Genomic DNA, 19,574 nt, shown 5'->3' on the forward strand with positions numbered 1-19,574 from the left:
GCTCAGGACCGGGCAACCGCCAAGGCGGCAGTTGCCCGGCCGAGTGCAATCTTCTCTACCACAAGAAAACCATCGGGACCGATAGCAGCAAGCGCAGCGGATTCAGCAACGCCATGACATCCGACAGAGCGAAAAACAGCTTCCGATGGTTTTTTGAGACGTGGTGTTTCCTGTTCCAACCGCTCAGCATCGAAGGAACAAAGCGCACATTCATAATGCGCCGCAAGCTCAGTCCATATCGGATCGCCGCGCTTGGTGCTCAAGATCGCTATGGCATCAGGCCGCGAACCGGGACTTCGTGACAGCACCTGATCGGCCAAGGTCAAAAGCTCGTCGAATGTCACACCCGACGAGCCACCCATGCCAAGGACTGTGTTGTAGTTCCTAGAACCCACAGGGTGACGACTGGCGCGCTTTGTGCAGCTCCTCCGGCTTCACGCCGAGCGTATCGGCAATGCGCTGGATCATCGTTGCCTCGGAACGATCAAGCCGGTTATCAGAACAAGCAATCTTCACGAGGTCACTCAGCAATGCCAAACGGCGCTCCGGCGCCATCTCTGCCAGCATGTTGGCTGCCTGCTTGGTTGTCGTCTCGTAGGCGAAATCCTTGAGATACTCAGCCACTTCCGGAAGCTCTTCCGGCGGAATGCCGAAATTCTTTTCGGCAATTTCCTTGAATGCGGCTATTTCAGCGGGATGCTGGTCGCCATCGGCAAACACCACATGCAACAGCAAAAGCAATTCAGAAGCGAGCGCCGGATCGTCGGCTACACGCTGCACGGCGCTCTTCTTGCTGAGAAAAGCGGTAATCCGCTCAAAAATGCTCTCGCTCATGGAACCCCTCAAAACTGTCAGTCAGCGTATAATGAATAACGCCGGATGCATTGGAAAACAATCTCGCTCAACGCACTGGCTTTCTTCAGAGATTATTATTGTTCGACTGGCGTTCACCGAGCCACTGCTCTATGTTGCGCCAACCTCTCCTTTAGGCTCCCCCCGATGCTTGAATTCTTCGACACGCTTACCCTGCTCCTGACGGCTGCGGCATTCATTGCCGGGATCATCGACTCCATCGCCGGCGGGGGCGGAATGATTACAATCCCCGCCTTGTTGCTGGCCGGAATCCCCCCTGTTGAAGCGCTGGGCACGAACAAGCTACAGGGTCTGTTTGGTTCGTCATCGGCAACCATCGCCTATGCCCGCAAAGGGCACGTGGACATCAAGCAACACTGGCCCGAAGCGCTTGCCTCCCTCGTCGGCTCAGTGTTCGGCGCTTTGCTGGCAACAGTTCTGCCGGTCGACATCATGCGCGCAGCCCTGCCGATCCTGCTCATCGCGATTGCGATCTATTTTGCCGTCAAGCCGAGCCTCGGCGATGTCGACCGTGCGCGGCGCATCGGTCCGTTTCTGTTTGGTGTGACGCTGGTGCCGCTGATTGGTTTTTACGACGGTCTCTTCGGCCCCGGAACCGGATCGTTCTTCATGCTCGCTTTTGTGGCACTGGCCGGTTTTGGTGTGCTGAAAGCTACTGCGCACACGAAGCTCCTCAACTGCGCATCCAATGTCGGCGGCTTCGCAACCTTTGCCGCGGTCGGTGTCATCAACTGGAAGATCGGCATCTGCATGGGCGTCGCCCAGTTCATCGGCGCGCAGATCGGCGCAAGCCTTGCCATGAAGATCGGCTCGCGCATCATCAAGCCGCTTCTGATCGTGGTCAGCCTGGCGCTGGCAATTCGCCTTCTGATGGATGGAACCAATCCACTGCGCCAGTGGGTCGGGTTTTAGAGCGCGTTTCGATCTGATTGTATCAGATCAGCGCTCTAAATATTTTTTTGAACCGCGCATCTTGTCCGAAAACCGTTTCACACTTTTCGGGATGCGCTCTAAACCCGAAGCGCGACCAGCACTACGCCGCAGCCGATAAGCAGAATACCGAACCAATTGATGGTGGACATGCGCTCGCCAAGGAATGCCGCACCGAACAGTGCCACCAGCACGACCGACAATTTATCTATCGGCGCGACGCGCGATGCATCCCCGATCTGCAAGGCCCGAAAATAGGCAAGCCACGACGCGCCGGTCGCCAGACCTGAAAGCACCAGAAACAGCCACGATCTTCCGGAAATCTCGCCGGGTTTCTGCCATTGGCCGGTAACAGTCAAGAACAGGCACAGCGCACCAATAATGACCAGCGTGCGCACAAGCGTGGCGAAATCCGAATTGATGCCTTGAATACCTATCTTGGCGAAGATTGCCGTCAGTGCAGCAAACACTGCCGACATCAGTGCCCAGAATTGCCAACTAGCTATCATTGAAGCATTTCCAGCAAAAGTGTGAAACGGTTTTGCGCAGGATAATGCGCAAAAGAAAAACTAGAACTCAATGCCCTTCTGTGCCTTCACACCGGAGCGGAATGGATGCTTTATCATCTCCATCTCGGTCACAAGGTCTGCCGCTTCCATCAACTCGTCCTTAGCATTGCGGCCAGTGATGATGACATGCTTCATCTCCGGCTTGGCTTTGAGAACTTCAATCACTTCCTCGACCGGCAAATAATCGTAGCGAAGCACGATATTCAACTCGTCACAGAGCACCATATCGTAGCTTTCATCCAATATCATGGCCTTGGCTTGTTCCCATGCTCCACGCGCCATGGCGATATCTCGCGTGCGATCCTGTGTCTCCCAGGTAAAGCCTTCGCCCAGCGCTGAAATCGTCACCTGTTCGGGGAATTTTTCGAGCACCCAGCGCTCCCCCGTATCCCAAGACCCTTTGACGAACTGCACGACACCGATCTTCATTCCATGGCCCAGCGCACGGAAAACCATCCCGAAACCAGCAGTCGACTTGCCCTTGCCCTTACCGGTATGGACGATTACCAGCCCTTTTTCTTCAGTCTTTGTCGCCTGAATCTTGTCGCGGGCGGCTTTCTTCTTGCGCATCTTGTCCGCATGGCGTGCATTCAGCTCCTCTTCCGTCATCGAAAGAAGTTTTTCCGATTTCTCAGCCATTTACCGCCCTTTCCGGATTCAATTTTTGAAGATTTGAGCTCAATGTTTCCAGCTCGAACCGCGCCGAGTTGGAGCGAGGCGTCCAGAAACCCCGCGCGATGGCATCATTGAGTTTGGCTGCCGTCTCGGCGAGTGCTGCCGGGTTTTTCTCGGCCATGAAATCATGCACCGACTTATCGGCGATATAAGCCTGATAGACCGCCTCGAAATGATGGTTCCCGACCTTGCCGGTGGTCGCCGCGAAGGCGAACAGATAGTCGACGGTAGCCGCAATCTCGGCCGCACCTTTATAGCCATGGCGCATGACGCCTGCTATCCACTTCGGATTGGCTGCGCGCCCACGTACGACGCGCGAAAGCTCTTCTTCCAGTGCCCGGATCACCGGCTTTTCCGGTCGGGAATGATCGTTGTGATAAACCGCAGGCATTGCGCCGCTCAAGCTTTCAACGGTCGCAGCCATCCCACCTTCGAACTGGTAGTAATCATCGCTATCGAGAAGGTCGTGTTCGCGATTGTCCTGGTTTTGCAAAACAGCCTGAACCGAGCGCAACCGCTCCTCAAGAAGACCACGCTCTGCCTGTCCTTCCTCGCCTGCACCATAGGCGTAACCGCCCCAGACAAGCCAGGCTTCCGCCAGATCGTTGCGACCGGCCCAGCCGTTCTCGTCTATCAAGGCCTGCAAGCCTGCCCCATAAGCGCCGGGTTTGGACCCGAAAACACGATAGCCCGCACGGCGCTCCGCTGTCTTTTCGTCTGCCCCGTCTGCAACGAGGCGTGCCTGTTCAATCCGCATGCGCGTTGCGATTGGATTGTCCCCGACATCCTCATCGAGAGCGCCGACTGCACGCACGGCCTTGTCGAACAGTGCAATCTGTTCTGGAAATGCGTCGCGGAAAAAACCGGAAATGCGCAACGTCACATCGACCCGTGGACGGCCAAGCTTTGCAATCGGAACAATCTCGTATCCGGTTACCCGGCGTGAGGCCATATCCCAGACCGGCTTGACACCGATCAGCGCCAGGGCCTGCGCAATGTCGTCGCCGCCGGTACGCATATTCGACGTACCCCATGCGGTCAGGCCGAACGAGGTCGGCCATTCACCATGATCCTGTGTGTAACGGGTAATCAGGAGTTCCGCCGATTTGCGTCCAAGTTCCCATGCTGCGGGAGTGGGAACGGCGCGACTATCGGTGGAGAAGAAATTCCGGCCGGTTGGCAGTACATCGGGACGGCCACGCGTTGGCGCACCGGATGGACCCGGCGGCACAAACCGTCCGCCAAGTGCCGCAAGAAAACCATCTATCTCCGAAGGCCCGCAGGAAACCACCATGGGGCGCAGATGTTCTTCTATGGATTGGAGAACCGCCCGCGTCTGTGGCCAGTCTGCGGGACACTCTGTATCACTTGAGACGAAGCTGGCTGCCAGCAATTCGATACGCTCCACCGTATCGCCTGTGATACGCCACGTTGCAGGGCTCGCCGCAAGCAAGAGTTCCGGTTGGGCACCCGTCCATGCCTCTGCCATATTGCAATCGAGGGGATCGAATGTTTCGCCAAGCCCGCAATCCGCAGCGATTGCACGCTGGAGACTTTGATCGCCCGGTGCACCGCCAAGCGAAACTGGTACGCCACGCGGCACACGTGCCAGCGCAACCAGAAGATCGGTCAGCAGCCTGCCTTCAGGCGCCAGCCCGAAAATATGCAGACCGTCGCGGATTTGCATTTCCTTGAGATCGCACAGATAGGCGTCAAGCTTTTGCAGCGCCATGTCTTCATCGTCATGGTCGTGAATACCCGCATCGCGATCAAGCCCGATGTCGCGCACGAGATCAAGTATCTGCCCTTTCAGCCTCAGCAGGCGACGCGGATCGACACCGGAGGCCTCGTAATATTCGTCTACCAGTGCTTCGAGGTCTTTCAGCGGCCCGTAGCTTTCGGCGCGTGTCAGCGGCGGCGTCAGATGATCGATTATGACAGCGCTTGCACGACGCTTGGCTTGCGTGCCTTCGCCCGGATCGTTCACAATGAATGGGTAGATGTGCGGCACGGGACCGAACACGGCTTCGGGATAGCAGTTCTCAGAGAGCGCGAGCGCTTTCCCCGGGAGCCATTCCAGATTGCCATGCTTGCCCATATGCACAATGGCATCGATACCTGCGACCTCACGCAGAAAAGCATAGAAAGCAATATAGCCGTGCGGCGGCACCAGATCAGGCGAGTGATAAGTCTCTTTCGGATCGATGTTGTAACCGCGCGCGGGCTGAATGCCCACGAAGGTTTCACCCAGCCTCATCAGGGGCAGCGCAAAGGCATTCAGCTCCCGCGCAAAATAAGGGTCATTTTCCGGCGCACCCCAGCGACCTTCGATTTCCTTCTGAATCGCAATGGGAAGTCTTTCAAAGAAAGCCTTGTATTGATTCAACGATATGGTTTCGCGTATCTCTCGCCCGTCACGCGCAGCGTTGGTCGGACCTGCCGTCAATGCACGCATCAATGCATCACCGTCGACGGGCAGGTCAGCGACGGGATAGCCGCCCTTCGCCATGGCGTGCAGTACTTCGACCGTTCCGGCTGGCGTATCGAGCCCTACCCCGTTTCCAAGCCGCCCGTCGCGGTTCGGATAATTCGCGAGGATAAGCGCGACACGTCTTTCATCGGGCGGTTTCCGCTTCAAACGCACCCAGTTTGCAGCAAGTTGCGCCACAAAACCTACGCGGTTTTCATGCGGCTCGTGGGTTACGATATTCGTTTCCACTGCCGCATCGAACTGTTTTGCCGACTTGAAGGAAACAGCGCGCGAAAGCACGCGCCCGTCCACTTCAGGCAAAGCGACATTCATCGCCAGATCACGTGCCAGCAAGCCCTGCTGCGAGGTCTCCCAAACAGCTTTCGGCGTGCCGGAGAAAATCACCTGCAACACCATATTGCCGCGCTTATCGAGGACAGTCGGCTTGCGCTCCGCACCCGGCGAAGAAATTGCAAACCCCGTGGCGTTCAAAACGATATCCGGCGGACAATCCTCAAACAGTCCGTCGACGACCGCCGCAGACAATCGATCCTTGAGGCTCGAAACGAATATCGGAAGCGGATTGAGGCCTTTTGCCTGCAAAGCCGCAATCAGCGCATCGACGGGCTGCGTCTGTTCGCTCTGCACCAGTGCCCGATAGAAAATAATGCCCGCGACAGGTGCAGAAATATCGCTCCAGTGTGTGCGAATACTATCCAGCGAGGAGACATACTCTCCCGGCCACCACAGACCAGCCTTGAGCAGAGGTGCAGCACTTTCCGGCTTCTCGGAACCCGCAATCAGCGCAGCGCAGTAGTGAAGGAATGCGCCGGTATTCGCAGCCCCGCCCTCGATCAGATACTGCCAGAGTTCATTTCGCTCGTGGACAGAGATGGTGGAAAACCGGTCCAGCCCATGATCCGGCTTGTCGTCTCCCGGCAATACGGCAATCTTGATACCGTGATTGAGTGCGCAAGCATGCAGCGCTTCCAGCCCGTAAGGCCAGTACGTTTCACCCCCAATTATGCGCACAATGATAAGCTTGGCATATCTGGCGGTGCGCTCCACATAGGCGTCAACCGACATGGGATGGGTAAGACACAAGAAATTGGCCAGTCGCAAGCTTGGCAAATCCGGCGCAAGTCTGTGTGCCGACGCCAAACTGGCCAGTTCGGTATCAGCGGCGGAAAGGAACAATATCTCTCCCGGCGTCTGGCCGAGATCGACGGCTTCATTGCCGTCGCTGATTGTTCCTTTCTGGGCAAGAAGAAGATGCATTGGTCAGACGGCGTCTTTCACTGCATTGGCGATGGCTGCTTCATCGATGTCATGCAGCCCGATCACAACCAGTCGCGTGGAGCGCGCTTCATCCTTGCCCCATGGGCGGTCAAAATAATGCTCGATACGCGGACCGACCGCCTGCACGACCAGACGCATCGGCTTGGCCGGTACATCGACAAAGCCCTTCAAACGAAGGATATCGTGCTCTGCAATGACTGCTTTCAGCTTTTCCGTAAATAGCTTGGGATCAGCAACCGAGCCTGCCTCGACCACGAAGCTCTCGAACTCGTCATGATCATGCTCATGCCCATCGGCATGATGGATTTCATGGTGGGATTTGCGGTTGGCGATGTCGTCTTCCGTACCGACACCGAGCCCAAGCAAAACATCGGCTCCAAGCTTGCCAAAGCTTGCAGGAACCATGTTCACCCGGCGCGGCGAACGCTCGGCCACATCGGCCTTAACACCGTCGAGCATTGAAGCGTCAATCAGATCGGCCTTGTTGAGGACAATCAGATCGGCTGCATGAATCTGATCCTCAAAAAGTTCCTCTAAAGGGCTTTCATGATCAAGAGATTCGTCCGCTGCGCGCTGTGCAGCAACCTTGTCATGATCATCGGCAAAACGCCCCTCTGCGACCGCTGCCGCATCAATCACGGTTACCACACCGTCGACTGTTACCTGCGTCTTGATTTCCGGCCAGTTGAATGCGGCGACGAGTGGCTGCGGCAACGCCAGACCGGAGGTCTCGATCACGATATGATCGGGGCGATCAGCGCGATCCAGAAGCTTGGTCATAGTCGGGATGAAATCATCGGCAACGGTGCAGCAGATGCAGCCATTGTTGAGCTCGATCACATCTTCCTCGCGACAGGTCTCGATACCGCATCCCTTCAGAATACCGCCATCGACACCCAGATCACCGAACTCATTGATGATCAATGCAATGCGTTTTCCATTGGCATTTTCCAGCAGGTTGCGGATCATCGTCGTTTTGCCCGATCCAAGAAAACCCGTAATGACTGTCGCGGGAATTTTCTGTCCCTGCATCGATTTATCCCTTCATCTTGAGCGGCAGCCCTGCCGCCATGAAATAAACTTCATCCGCAACCGCGGCCACTGCCTGATGCAGAAAGCCTGCATGATCGCGAAATTCCCGTGCCATGCGATTTTCCGGCACGATCCCAAGTCCAACTTCGTTCGAAACAAAAACAACAGGCCCGGCAAGGTTCGGCAGCATAGCAACAAGACCTGCCGTCTCTGTTGTTATATCGCGCTCGGCCATCATCAGATTGGTCAGCCACAGGGTCAAACAATCGATCAGCACGAACCGATCCGCAGCAACATGCAATGTTAGTGCGTCAATGAGATCGAGCGGTTCCTCTACCGTCTGCCATTCTGAACCACGTCGGTCGCGGTGAATGGCAATGCGGTTTTCCATCTCCTTGTCGAAGGCACGTCCTGTCGCCAGATAGAGCGGCTGAAGCCCCGAGGACTCGACCATCTTTTCGGCATAGGACGACTTGCCCGAACGGGCTCCACCAAGAACCAAAACCGATTTTCCCGGCGAAGCCATTTTCATCAACCTTCAATCTCGGACGATGCATAGTGCTGGATGAACCAGCCGAGTGCGAGGCCGATCACCGCCCACATGAACAGGTTAGTCGCCAGCGATGCGACTGCATATTGCGAAGCAAGCAATGACGGAATCGGCGATGAAATATCTTCCGGATGCGGTGCGCCATAGAGGTGTGGAGCCACGATCAGCACCAGCCCAAGGATTTTTGCCCAGATTTCCTGGCGCAACACGATGAGATAGAGCCCCAGACCGCTCAGCACCACGGTTGCAATCCACCAGAGCTGACGTTCGGCCAGATCAGCCGCAGGCATTGCCGGCAATTCCGGTGACAAGCCCAACGCGGGCAGAAAAGCGACCGCAAAAAAGCCCGCAACACCCCAATAAATGCCATTCTGTACCGTAATGCGGCGCCCTAGAAGCAAGGCCACGCCACCAAGCAGCAAGGCAAACCCCGCTCCTGCTACGAGATTGGCAAGGATCGTATTGCCCAATCGCCCAAATGGCAGTTCAGCCCCTTCCTCTTCCGCATCTGCGGCAGCGGCACCATGATCATGCGGTGCAGCTTCCGCCTCGCCGTGGCTGTGACCACCACCAGCATCTTCATAGGTCTCAGCCTGCAGGATCAAAGGCACTGTCTTCAAATACATGGCGGGAGTAACCAGCAGCCCGGCCAGAAGACCGGCAGCAAGTGTCGCCAACAAATAACGGATCAACATTTCTGTCCCTCAATAGAAATTCCGCGCCGATGGCCGTCCACCATCGAGCTCTGCTCAGCTTCAATTCTCAAAAGGTTAGGCTGCTCAGTGGCAGGGAAAACCATAAGAATGGCGCGTATCATGTGCTGAATCGTGCAGCGTATCGGAATGGGCAAGCCCTACGCCGTAAATCAGAAACGCGCCGAGAAGCAGGGAAACGACAGCCGTGCCCAGACGAGCAGCAAGGGGCATTTCGAGTGTGCTGGAAACAGAATCTTGAGTACGTGCAGCCATGACAACCTCCGTGCAGGCAGTAGGGAAAAACCTCCCATGGGGTTCAGGCTCAATGCCCTCACGCAACAGGCAGGTCTCCTGGCTCACGGGTCGTAAGGATTGAAGCTACCTTCCCAGAAGTTTCAAACTCCCAGTGGCCACCGGTTGCCCGGCTTGCCTCATCCCTCTCCGCTCTACAGTCGCGGGGTCGGCTGCGATAAAGACGCCCGGATTGGGTCCGTCCGTCGCATTCCCTTTTTGGTATCGCCGGGATTCGTCCCGGCAACAACCTGTTGCATATTCTGGACACTAGGCTTTCAGCCCATCGGCGTCAATCAGCGAACATATAGCCATGTTCGAAGGCTTTCGCCTCTGAGCCTCACCCAGCTGTCAATTGCATCGGCATTACGTGAAATCCGAGGCCAAAGCCAAATCATAAGGCCGATGATAAGTGTCCAGGCAATGACCACATCAGATAAAAAATGTGCCCCCATAAAGACCCGGTTCAGCGATACAAGCGCCAGAATTGGGATGAAGACTAATGCCGCTTTAATTCGAAGATGCGCCGGCACAAAGATCAACAATGGAAGCATCGCAACGGCGGCAGACGACTCTCCTGAAGGAAATGAACAACTATGTCGGCACATATCAGCCAATTGCCATGCAGGCGTGAAGTCGACCGATCCGCCAAACTCTGCGAGGTTCCTTGGCCGCGCCCGTCCGATGATAAGTTTGAGGCTGTGCACCAGTACACCTGGACCGAATAGATAGATAAGCGTAATATAGACAATCTTATGCGGCGCGACTGCTGAAAGACGCTGCGGCCACAGAGCATACAACGCTATCGTCAACATAACGAATACCAACAGATACCACTGGCTGAGCCGATGGAAATCTCTCACCGCTATCCAATATGGATTGTGAGAAATAAAGAAAACTCCTGACTGATAAAAATATCTTGAAACAGCTAGATCAATTTGCGGGAAAACAACAAAGAAACCATTGATAGTAATAAAAGAATACAAAAACGCCTTCTGCATCCTAAAGCCGTAAAAGCTGGATGCGGCGCCCGACGCTATATTAACAAGCACAGAAAACCTCTAAATATATAAAATAATAAAAGAATATCTAAATATGTATAAAAATAGATGTTACAATTTAAATTACATTCAAACAAGTAATTATAAAATGCCAGCAATAATTATGGATGCAGATTAAATATATAGAAAAATCCGGAGCTTGAAATTCAGGCGATTGCGAACAGCGCATCAATATCAAGGCACGCTTCCAGCCCTTCAGCCAGCTCATTCAATGCAGCTTCAACGCCAGCGCGGTAGTTCATTGAACTGCTCCGCACACCAAGGTTCTCCAGAAATTTCCGGCGAAATTCGTCAGCATTGAAAATACCGTGGAGATAGGTCCCCATGATGCGTCCATCCAACGATATGGCTCCATCGTCATGCCCGCCAATATGGGCAAAAGGCCGCGTCATATCCGGTCCGGTCGTGCGACCGATATGAATTTCATAACCTTGCAGCGGTACATCATGGAGAAGTGAGGTCGCCTGCACATTGCGGACCACCTTTTCAGGCTCCATTACCGTTTTGATATCGAGAAGCTCGAGCCCATCAATATCGCGCACATGCCCCTCTATACCATCGGGATCGCTGATACGACGACCAAGCATCTGGAAACCGCCGCAGATACCCAGCACATGCCCTCCCCGTTTCACGTGGGCAGATAATTCTCGATCCCAGCCATTGTCACGAAGAGCCAGTAAGTCAGCGATCGTCGACTTGGTTCCAGGCAAAACGATAAGGCCAGCATCGTCCGGGATACTGGACCCCGGCGGCACCATGACTACTTCTACATCCGGTTCGGCCTTCAACGGATCCAGATCATCGAAATTGGCGATGCGCGGCAACATCGGTACCGCGACAACGAGCGACTTCTTTTCTCCGCGCGCGGCACGCTCAAGAACGACCGAATCCTCGGCAGGCAACCGCGAGACCGCCTTCAGCCACGGAACCACCCCGAAAGAGCGCCAGCCGGTAAACTGGGTAATGGCAGCCAGCCCGTCATCAAAGAGCGAAATATCACCCCGGAACTTGTTGATCAGAAAGCCACGAACCATCGCGCGGTCCTGTCCGGACAGAATAGTGTGCGTGCCGACGAGAGAAGCGATAACGCCGCCTCTGTCTATGTCACCTACGAGAACAACCGGCACACCGGCCTGCGTGGCAAACCCCATATTGGCGATATCGCCAGCCCGCAGATTAATTTCAGCTGGCGATCCTGCCCCTTCCACCAGCACAAGGTCCGCGCCTTCGCTGACCTTGGCGAAGGATTCCATGACAGCCGCCATGAGTTGTGGTTTCAATTCCTGATAGTAGCGCCCACGCGCTTCGCCCCGTACCCTCCCCTGCACAACGACCTGGCTACCCATGTCGCTCTGCGGCTTGAGGAGTACCGGGTTCATGTGGACAGACGACGGTACACCGCAAGCCACTGCCTGCAACCACTGAGCCCGGCCGATTTCACCACCATCGTCGCTGACCGCTGCATTATTGGACATGTTTTGCGGCTTGAAAGGGCGAACATTGAGGCCGCGATTGCGTGCAACGCGGCATAATCCGGCAACAAGAACACTTTTGCCGACGTCCGAACCCGTTCCCTGAAACATGATTGCGCGTGCCATAAACTGCTGCGTAGCGTAAACTGAACTCGCTGGCAACGGGACCTTGATCGGCGAGCATCTATGCAAAAATGCGCATCAGTTTATTACAAATGTGAGCAACATTATTCCAATGGAGCGTTGGCAGCCTTCCACGGTTATGATCTAGTCCGGGGAAGAGGTGCGGTGCTACAGGGAGGAAACCATGGATGCTGCCGACCAGAACCAGTTCGAACTGAACGAAGATCAGCTTGCCATTCAGGACATGGCGCGAGCCTTCGCCGGCGACCGCGTTGCCCCGCATGCATTGCAATGGGATCGCGACAAACATTTCCCGGTCGATGTATTGCAAGAGACCGGGCCCCTAGGCATGGGCGGCATTTATGTGCGTGAAGACGTGGGCGGCTCGGCACTCAAACGGCTCGACGCGGTGCTTATTTTTGAAGCGCTGGCAACCGCATGCCCTTCATTTTCGGCCTTTGTCTCCATCCACAACATGGCTGCATGGATGATCGACACCTACGGTAACGACGAGCAACGCCAGCGCTTTCTGCCAAAGCTTACGTCGATGGAATCTCTTGCCAGCTATTGTTTGACCGAGCCCGGATCGGGTTCGGATGCGGCTGCGCTTAGAACACGGGCCACACGCGATGGCGACCAATATATTCTCAACGGTTCCAAACAGTTCATTTCCGGTGCAGGCGCCACAGATGTCTATGTGACAATGGTGCGTACCGGTGAGGACGGTCCCAAGGGGATTTCCACCATCGTTGTGCCAAAAGATGCACCCGGCCTTTCGTTTGGCGCGAATGAATTCAAGATGGGCTGGAATGCGCAACCGACGAGAACCGTCATTTTCGACAATTGTCGCATCCCGGCTCAAAACCTTCTCGGCGAAGAAGGTACCGGTTTTCGCATAGCGATGGCAGGACTTGACGGCGGTCGGCTTAATATTGCCGCCTGCTCGCTCGGCGGCGCGCAATCGGCACTCGACAAATCGCTCGAATATTGCAGCCAGCGCAAGGCTTTTGGTCAGACAATCGATCGCTTTCAAGCGCTGCAATTCCGCTTGGCGGACATGGAAACCGAACTCTCGGCGTCGCGCCTGCTTCTTTACACCGCTGCCAGCAAGCTCGATCGCAAAACACATGATGCAGGCAAATGGTCAGCCATGGCGAAGCGCTTCGTTACCGATACGGGTTTCAATGTGGCAAATGAAGCACTGCAGCTTTTCGGTGGCTACGGATATCTGCATGAGTACGGGATCGAAAAGCTTGTCCGTGATCTCCGCGTACACCAGATCCTCGAAGGTACAAACGAGATCATGCGTGTGATCATTGCGCGCCAGATGATCGGACGTTGATTTTAAAGTGCATCCCGAAAAATGTGAAACGGCTTTCGGATAAGGTGCGCGCACTTTCATTTAACAACCGCCAAGGGAGGAATTCATTATGGCCACAATAGCATTTATCGGCCTTGGCAATATGGGTGGCCCGATGGCCGCCAACCTCGTGAAAGCCGGTCACACCGTCCGCGGCTTCGACCTCTTGCCGCAACATCTTGATGAGGCGAAGGCCAATGGCCTCTCGATAGCTTCGAGTGCGCAGGATGCGGCGGCTGACGTCGACGTGGTCATCACCATGCTGCCAGCCGGAAAGCACGTTCTTTCCGTTTATGAAGATATTGCACCAAAAACTCGAAAAGACTCACTCTTCATCGACTGCTCCACAATCGACGTGAATTCGGCGCGCAGAGCACATGAGCTGGCCGCGAGCCATGGACATCTTTCCATTGATGCCCCTGTTTCCGGCGGCACCGGTGGCGCCGCGGCAGGTACGCTGACTTTCATGGCCGGCGGCAGCGACGATGCGTTCAAACGTGGAGAACCAATCCTCCAGCCCATGGCCGGAAAGATTGTTCATTGCGGCGGCGACGGCGCAGGACAGGCTGCAAAGATATGCAACAATATGATCCTCGGCATATCGATGATCGGTGTCAGCGAAGCCTTTGTCCTGGCTGAAAAACTGGGCCTGTCCCATCAGGCACTCTTCGATGTGGCGTCAACATCATCGGGGCAATGCTGGTCACTGACAACCTACTGCCCGGTTCCGGGCCCCGTTCCGACATCACCGGCAAACCGCGACTATAAACCCGGTTTTGCGGCAGCTCTGATGCTGAAAGACCTCAAACTTTCACAGGAAGCCGCCCAAAGTGCTGGCGCGCAAACGCCGCTTGGCGCATATGCACAGGAACTTTACAGCCTTTTTGACGGTGAAGGTCATGGCGGCGAAGACTTTTCGGGCATCATCAACTACCTGCGCGCCAAATCCGGGGCAAAGTAAACAATCGCCAATGCAAAAAACTTGCATTGTTTAGATTTGCTTAAGTCTCTGATAACCGTACGGTAACGATGTTGGGCTAGAAAGGAGCACGAGACGGGTTCACCTCGGCTCGACGCTCCGGATCTGGTACTGCGTACCGGAGCTCAGTATATCCCGCCAGTGTATTGTTCGGCGGAGATGCCATGCGTAATTGGCAAAACCGTGCACCTTCTGGCAGCGCGGTTTTTGCCATTTAGGCCTACAAATAGTTGCCTGAATCTGGCCCATTGCTCTTGATCCCGCAAAATTGCACAATTACACGCCTTTGTTACAAAGCTTTTTGAGCTGTTCGATTGAAATCCGGACATAATCCTGTGAAATGCAGAACGCTTCCGGTGAAGCCTGCACAGGTTATTTTTTATTCAGGGCAATGAGTTTGACTGCACAACGATCAGCCACCGCTGTTTCCACTGCCGACAGGAGGTTTTTCGGCCTGCCTTTGGCTGTAGTTTTCGTGCTGTGCTATTTCGCGTTCCAGACCATTCTTGTCACCGTCGTTTCCAACGGCGCCGGTCTCGATGACGCCGAACAACTCGCCAATATAGGGTATCTGGACTGGGGATATGGCGGATCGCAACCCCCTCTTTATACATGGATTACCAATCTAGTAGCGTCAGTGCTAGGCACATCGATGCTCACGCTCCAGATCGTCAAGTTCAGTATTCTCGCTAGCCTTTTCCTGAGCGTTTACGGCGCTATGAGATTGCTCGGCTTCTCGCGTATTGTTGCCTCAGCCAGCATGCTCGGACTGTTTCTCATTCCGCAAATCGGATGGGAATCGCAGCGCGCCCTGACGCATTCGGTTGCAGGAACAGCGGGCTGTGGCTGGGCGTTTCTGGCCTTTGCCTGGCATATGCGCGCGCGTCATGCAGGATCCGCTGCCGCGCTTGGCGCCGCCATGGCTGCCGCGCTTCTCGGCAAGTTCAATGCATCATTCTTCCTGCTCATGTTGATCGTGACGGGACTTCTTATTCCAGAATATCGCCGCATACTGCTTTCCAAGTTAAGCTTCGTTACAATTCTGGCATTTGCAATTTGCTTTGGTCCAACTGCACTCTGGATGCTGGCCCACAAATCAAGCGTCCTGGCGCGCGCCAACAAATTCGAGATCGGCGCTTCAGGCAATGTTTTGTTCGATCGACTGATGGGTGTCGAGAGCCTCGTCGAAGCGGCGTTTCTGTTCTCGATCCTTGCACTGGCAATCGCGGGCATTATCGCGCTCATTCACTGGAAGAAGAGAACTGCACCTTCTGCCCCGCTCACTGTCGGCGAAAAGTTCATACGCCTCCTGATTCTTGTCGGGCTAGTTATCGTTCTGGTTGGCGTTGTCGCTACTGGCGCAAATAACGTAAAAGATCGTTGGCTGCAGCCGGTACTGTTCCTCACTCCGGCACTGATGGCCAGCCTTTTTGCGCGATATTGGATCGGAAACAGGGCGTTGATCGACTATGCCGTCGTCAGCGCGGTCGTTGCGCTAATCGTTCCGCCGGTCCTGAGCTATTATCTGACTTACGGTTCAAGTTCGCCGCCCTATGGCCAACTTGACTATCGGCATCTTTACGAAGAAGTGCAGGCGAAAGGTCCGTTCAAGACGATCCTGACGGACAATGCGCAGATACCGGGCAATTTCAGATTGTTTGATTCGTCCTTGCGTGTGGTGCATCCCGAAACGCCGGACGCCAGAGCGCATTTGACACCACCCGTGCTCGTCATGTGGTTTGGTGGTGCTGTACCGAATGACCGCATTGCAGCACTATTGCAGAATGCGAACATTCCTGTGCCTCAATACAACATCGCCACCACCGATATTCAATACAAAACCCGACCGGACAAGCACATAACAGTCAGCTATTTTCTGGTTCCATAAAGAAAAGGCCCGGTATACCCGGGCCTTTCTGTTCTCTTTACTCTACTGTTTCCTGAACCGCATGGGCGGTGCCCTTTACGTCGCGACCAACGCCGCGAACAGTATTTGCACATGACGCAAGCGTAAATGCGCAGAGAACGATAGCAACAGGGACAAGTCGGGTCAGCTTCATGACAGTCTCTCCAATGGGATGCACGTTTCTGCTCTTTCGAAGGAGCAGATGCATAGAGTTCCAAGTCTATTCAAACCAGTTATGCCTCCCGCCACATACGAAGCCCCTGCCCGGCATCTGGCGGTGAAGCCGATTCACTCGGCTGTCACAAAAGAAATCTAGCGCAGCGTTTTTCACTGGCAAGAGAATGCATTAGTTCCCATCCCAATAAACTGTGATCTGCTGTCAGCTAGAGCGAAACGTCTCAAAGCGCCCGGAACGGCGGTAGCCTTCGAAAACACTTCGCAGATGGTCGGCAACAACCTGAATGTGTGGGCCAGCTTCTGGCTTCACAACCATGCCTAGCTGATAGCGACCCAGAGCAGGCAGACCATGCTCCGGCCCCAAGGCAACAATTCCATCACTCAACAGGGTCTTACCGAATGGTGCAATCGCGAGATCGGCCATGATCGCAGCTCGCTGTCCTGTCGAATGCGAACTCATATAGGCAATACGATAAGGACGACCGCTGTTTTCAAGCGCTTCCAGAGCGCTGTCGCGCCAGGCGCAACCCTCTTCCCAAATGGAAAGCGGCAGAGGTTCACGACGATAAGCCGTACCGCATTTGGCGCCAGCCCAAACCAACTCCTCGTCCAGCAGAACTTCCACATCGCCTTTGTTCAATATCGTATGAGATACATTGATCAGCGTCACATCCAGTCGGCGTTCATCGAGCCGCTTGCGCAGGTTGCTGCTCTGGTCGATCACCACATCGACCGTTACACCGGGATGGCTTTCAGCAAAACGCTTCAACACCAGCGGCAGCACGCATTCGCCGATATCGTCCGGCGAGCCCAATCGGACAACGCCGGTCACCGTGGGTGCAACAAACTTCGATACAGCCTCTCGATTGAGAGCCAGAAGACGACGCGCATATCCAAGCAGAATCTCGCCATCGCTCGTCAACGTGACCGAACGTGCATCCCGATCGAAAACTGCAACACCAATCTGTTCTTCCAGCTTCTTGATCTGCATTGAAACAGCAGATGGCGTACGGAACACAGCGTTTGCCGCAGAGGAAAAACTTCCCGTATCGGCAATCGCCACGAATGTGCGCAGCACATCAATATCAAGCATTGGAAGGGGATGTTGAACGGGCGCTGTCATCACGGACTCCGTTTTCAGTACATTGTTCAAATTTTCTGATCTTAAACCTTTCTATATTTCGTTTGATTGAACGTCAAGTCGAATGCACATTCAAGACACGAACAAGCAGAGCTGCAGCGAGCGTCTCAACCGAACCTTCTGAATGAGGAGAGAGAAAATGACCATTCAGTGCCAATCCGCTCCCAACGGCCGGGCAACTGTCATGCGCTTTACGGCAACATCATCGACCGCGAACGCACCATCGTGGCTTCTCGAATTTTACGCCAAAGTACAGAAGCAGCTGGAAATCTGGTCTTACGAGCGTCGAGTGAGGCGTAGCCGCCGTGTGCTGGAAGCGCTACCTGAGCACATATTGCACGATATCGGCTGGCCGAATGTGGATGATCGTCTGCCGGGCATCACCAAAACCACGGCAGAATTCAAGCATGAGCAGTAAAGCCAATTGAGGGCGATCATACGATCCGCCCTCAATTTCCCGACATTAAAATACCTTTTCGCGGCAGGCATTTAGCCGCACTTTGCAACCTACCCGTTCTGTGTCTCAATAGAACACTATCTCGTTTGCGCCATCGCCCTCCCCCTGTGAAACAGGGCTAACGCAGCAAGGTTGCCGGTCTGAAAGCGACCGGAGAAAACCGGGCCCAAAACCACCCGGAGTCGTGACGGAGACACAAGGCTTCAGCTGCGTCGGGAACCGCAGACAGAGCCTTCGAGAATGGGAACGATCGGGCATGATCCAGGCTTCATCGGTTAAGCGGTCTATTGTCTTTTTTCTTGTTCCAAACTTTTCGATGATAGCGTTCGCAACGGCCATCGAGCCGCTGCGCATCGCAAATCGGATGCTGGGCTATGATGCCTATCGATGGCGATTGACATCGGTTGACGGAAAACCGGTGACCGCATCCAATGGTGTGGAATGCGCAGTCAACGCATCGCTGGAAGACGAGAGACGCTTCCTGCAACGCGAGCAGCGCCCCTCAATGGTATTCGTCTGTTCCGGCGTTTATGTGGAAGAATTCAGGAACAAGTCGGTCTTTGCGTGGTTGCGCGAGGAATATAATCGCGGCGTGGCAGTCGGTGGGCTTTGTACCGGCGCCCATATACTGGCCGCTGCCGGGCTTCTATCTGGCAAGCGCTGTGCAATTCACTGGGAAAACCTTCCGGGCTTCTCGGAAGCCTTCCCCAAGGCCGAGGTCTATGCCGATCTATTTGAAGTCGATGGCAACCTTTACACCTGCGCGGGCGGGACCGCCTCTCTCGATATGATGCTGAAGCTGATCGGAGATGATTTCGACGCCAATCTGGTCAACAAGATCTGTGAACAGGCGCTGACTGATCGTGTCCGCAGCCCGCAGGATCGCCAGCGCCTGCCGCTGCGTGCCCGGCTCGGCATTCAGAACTCCAAGGTGTTGACCATCATCGAGATGATGGAAGCCAATCTTTCAGAACCGCAGGCACTGATCAATGTAGCCCACACGATTGGTCTTTCGCGGCGTCAGGTGGAGCGTCTTTTCCGACAGGAGATGGGCCGGTCTCCTGCACGTTATTATCTGGAAATTCGCCTCGATCGCGCTCGGCATTTGTTGTTGCAATCGTCTATGCCTGTGGTCGAGGTCGCAGTCGCCTGTGGCTTTGTTTCGGCGTCGCATTTTTCCAAATGCTATCGGGAATTATACGGACGCTCGCCACAACAGGAGCGCGCCGAGCGCAAAATGCTCATCGCCGCTTGAGCACGACGCCAAAGAAAGATGGAGCTGCATCTTGAATGGAGCAGCTCCACTCCTGTCATCTTTCAAAATAAAATCAAAACCATACAGGCTTTTCCGGAATCAGTTCTACAGATCGAACCATCTGTAGATGCAGGATTGATGGATATGTCGCGAACAGGACAGCCGATGCTCGACCTACCGGGATTTCCAGAAGCTGCGATGCAGTCGTCTGACGCTGCGAATATGTCGTATAAAGGCAAATGTCGCGCCCAGCCAACGA

General features: G+C 54.8%; 19 protein-coding genes and 1 riboswitch. Of the genes, 6 read left to right on the forward strand and 13 right to left on the reverse strand.

All coding sequences use genetic code 11. From position 1 onward, the window contains the following. Positions 1-2: 2 nt before the first annotated feature. Both MKS82_RS14870 and MKS82_RS14875 read right to left on the reverse strand, forming a co-directional pair. Complete coding sequence (locus MKS82_RS14870; RefSeq protein WP_109988485.1) at positions 3-362, reverse strand: cobalamin biosynthesis protein; 360 nt, start codon at positions 360-362, stop codon at positions 3-5. A 22-nt stretch (positions 363-384) separates the two neighbouring features. Then, the gene (locus MKS82_RS14875; RefSeq protein WP_061346103.1) at positions 385-834 is read right to left on the reverse strand and encodes a tellurite resistance TerB family protein; all 450 of its coding nucleotides are present in this window, start codon (positions 832-834) and stop codon (positions 385-387) included. A 165-nt stretch (positions 835-999) separates the two neighbouring features. On the opposite strand from MKS82_RS14875, the gene MKS82_RS14880 reads away from it, so the two are divergent. After that, the gene (locus MKS82_RS14880; protein WP_109988486.1) at positions 1,000-1,785 is read left to right on the forward strand and encodes a TSUP family transporter; all 786 of its coding nucleotides are present in this window, start codon (positions 1,000-1,002) and stop codon (positions 1,783-1,785) included. A gap of 98 nt (positions 1,786-1,883) precedes the next feature. Here MKS82_RS14880 and MKS82_RS14885 read toward each other — a convergent pair whose 3' ends face one another. The 9 genes from MKS82_RS14885 to MKS82_RS14925 all read right to left on the reverse strand — a co-directional run bounded on the left by MKS82_RS14885 (position 1,884) and on the right by MKS82_RS14925 (position 12,043). Then, positions 1,884-2,312, reverse strand: coding sequence for an EamA family transporter (locus tag MKS82_RS14885; RefSeq protein WP_061346101.1), 429 nt, complete (start codon positions 2,310-2,312; stop codon positions 1,884-1,886). Between the two features lie 60 nt (positions 2,313-2,372). After that, positions 2,373-3,011, reverse strand: a complete 639-nt coding sequence (gene cobO / locus MKS82_RS14890; RefSeq protein ID WP_109988487.1) for a cob(I)yrinic acid a,c-diamide adenosyltransferase — start codon at positions 3,009-3,011, stop codon at positions 2,373-2,375. Beyond that, positions 3,004-6,795, reverse strand: coding sequence for a cobaltochelatase subunit CobN (gene cobN / locus MKS82_RS14895; protein ID WP_109988488.1), 3,792 nt, complete (start codon positions 6,793-6,795; stop codon positions 3,004-3,006). The genes cobO and cobN overlap by 8 nt, the downstream gene beginning before the upstream one ends. A 3-nt stretch (positions 6,796-6,798) precedes the next feature. Next, on the reverse strand, positions 6,799-7,848 hold the full coding sequence (gene cobW, locus MKS82_RS14900) for a cobalamin biosynthesis protein CobW (RefSeq protein WP_109988489.1): 1,050 nt from the start codon (positions 7,846-7,848) through the stop codon (positions 6,799-6,801). Positions 7,849-7,852: 4 nt separating this feature from the next. Then, positions 7,853-8,374, reverse strand: a complete 522-nt coding sequence (gene cobU, locus MKS82_RS14905; RefSeq protein WP_109988530.1) for a bifunctional adenosylcobinamide kinase/adenosylcobinamide-phosphate guanylyltransferase — start codon at positions 8,372-8,374, stop codon at positions 7,853-7,855. 5 nt (positions 8,375-8,379) lie between these two features. Then, a complete protein-coding gene (locus MKS82_RS14910) occupies positions 8,380-9,093 on the reverse strand; it encodes a CbtA family protein (protein ID WP_109988490.1) in 714 nt (237 codons plus the stop codon). 84 nt (positions 9,094-9,177) lie between these two features. Then, the gene (locus tag MKS82_RS14915) at positions 9,178-9,366 is read right to left on the reverse strand and encodes a CbtB domain-containing protein (RefSeq protein ID WP_109988491.1); all 189 of its coding nucleotides are present in this window, start codon (positions 9,364-9,366) and stop codon (positions 9,178-9,180) included. 51 nt (positions 9,367-9,417) lie between these two features. Beyond that, positions 9,418-9,654: riboswitch (cobalamin riboswitch) on the reverse strand. Between the two features lie 26 nt (positions 9,655-9,680). After that, positions 9,681-10,385, reverse strand: coding sequence for a phosphatase PAP2 family protein (locus tag MKS82_RS14920; protein WP_146206492.1), 705 nt, complete (start codon positions 10,383-10,385; stop codon positions 9,681-9,683). A 206-nt stretch (positions 10,386-10,591) separates the two neighbouring features. Beyond that, the gene (locus tag MKS82_RS14925) at positions 10,592-12,043 is read right to left on the reverse strand and encodes a cobyric acid synthase (protein WP_109988493.1); all 1,452 of its coding nucleotides are present in this window, start codon (positions 12,041-12,043) and stop codon (positions 10,592-10,594) included. A gap of 181 nt (positions 12,044-12,224) precedes the next feature. On the opposite strand from MKS82_RS14925, the gene MKS82_RS14930 reads away from it, so the two are divergent. The 3 genes from MKS82_RS14930 to MKS82_RS14940 all read left to right on the forward strand — a co-directional run bounded on the left by MKS82_RS14930 (position 12,225) and on the right by MKS82_RS14940 (position 16,267). Beyond that, on the forward strand, positions 12,225-13,382 hold the full coding sequence (locus tag MKS82_RS14930) for an isobutyryl-CoA dehydrogenase (RefSeq protein ID WP_109988494.1): 1,158 nt from the start codon (positions 12,225-12,227) through the stop codon (positions 13,380-13,382). Positions 13,383-13,470: 88 nt separating this feature from the next. Then, positions 13,471-14,361 (forward strand): 3-hydroxyisobutyrate dehydrogenase, encoded by an 891-nt coding sequence (gene mmsB / locus MKS82_RS14935; RefSeq protein ID WP_109988495.1) that lies wholly within the window; start codon positions 13,471-13,473, stop codon positions 14,359-14,361. 409 nt (positions 14,362-14,770) lie between these two features. Beyond that, a complete protein-coding gene (locus MKS82_RS14940; protein ID WP_109988531.1) occupies positions 14,771-16,267 on the forward strand; it encodes a glycosyltransferase family 39 protein in 1,497 nt (498 codons plus the stop codon). Positions 16,268-16,304: 37 nt separating this feature from the next. Here the strand turns inward: MKS82_RS14940 and MKS82_RS14945 are convergent, their stop codons facing one another. Beyond that, the gene (locus MKS82_RS14945; protein ID WP_012091850.1) at positions 16,305-16,439 is read right to left on the reverse strand and encodes an entericidin A/B family lipoprotein; all 135 of its coding nucleotides are present in this window, start codon (positions 16,437-16,439) and stop codon (positions 16,305-16,307) included. A 225-nt stretch (positions 16,440-16,664) separates the two neighbouring features. Continuing rightward, positions 16,665-17,585, reverse strand: coding sequence for a LysR family transcriptional regulator (locus tag MKS82_RS14950; RefSeq protein ID WP_109988496.1), 921 nt, complete (start codon positions 17,583-17,585; stop codon positions 16,665-16,667). A 157-nt stretch (positions 17,586-17,742) separates the two neighbouring features. On the opposite strand from MKS82_RS14950, the gene MKS82_RS14955 reads away from it, so the two are divergent. Then, entirely contained in the window at positions 17,743-18,021 is a 279-nt protein-coding gene (locus tag MKS82_RS14955; protein ID WP_109988497.1) for a DUF1127 domain-containing protein, read from the forward strand. Positions 18,022-18,316: 295 nt separating this feature from the next. Continuing rightward, complete coding sequence (locus MKS82_RS14960) at positions 18,317-19,315, forward strand: GlxA family transcriptional regulator (RefSeq protein WP_012091847.1); 999 nt, start codon at positions 18,317-18,319, stop codon at positions 19,313-19,315. Positions 19,316-19,574 lie beyond the last annotated feature (259 nt).

The sequence above is a fragment of the Ochrobactrum sp. A-1 genome (genome assembly GCF_022488005.1).
GTDB lineage: Bacteria > Pseudomonadota > Alphaproteobacteria > Rhizobiales > Rhizobiaceae > Brucella.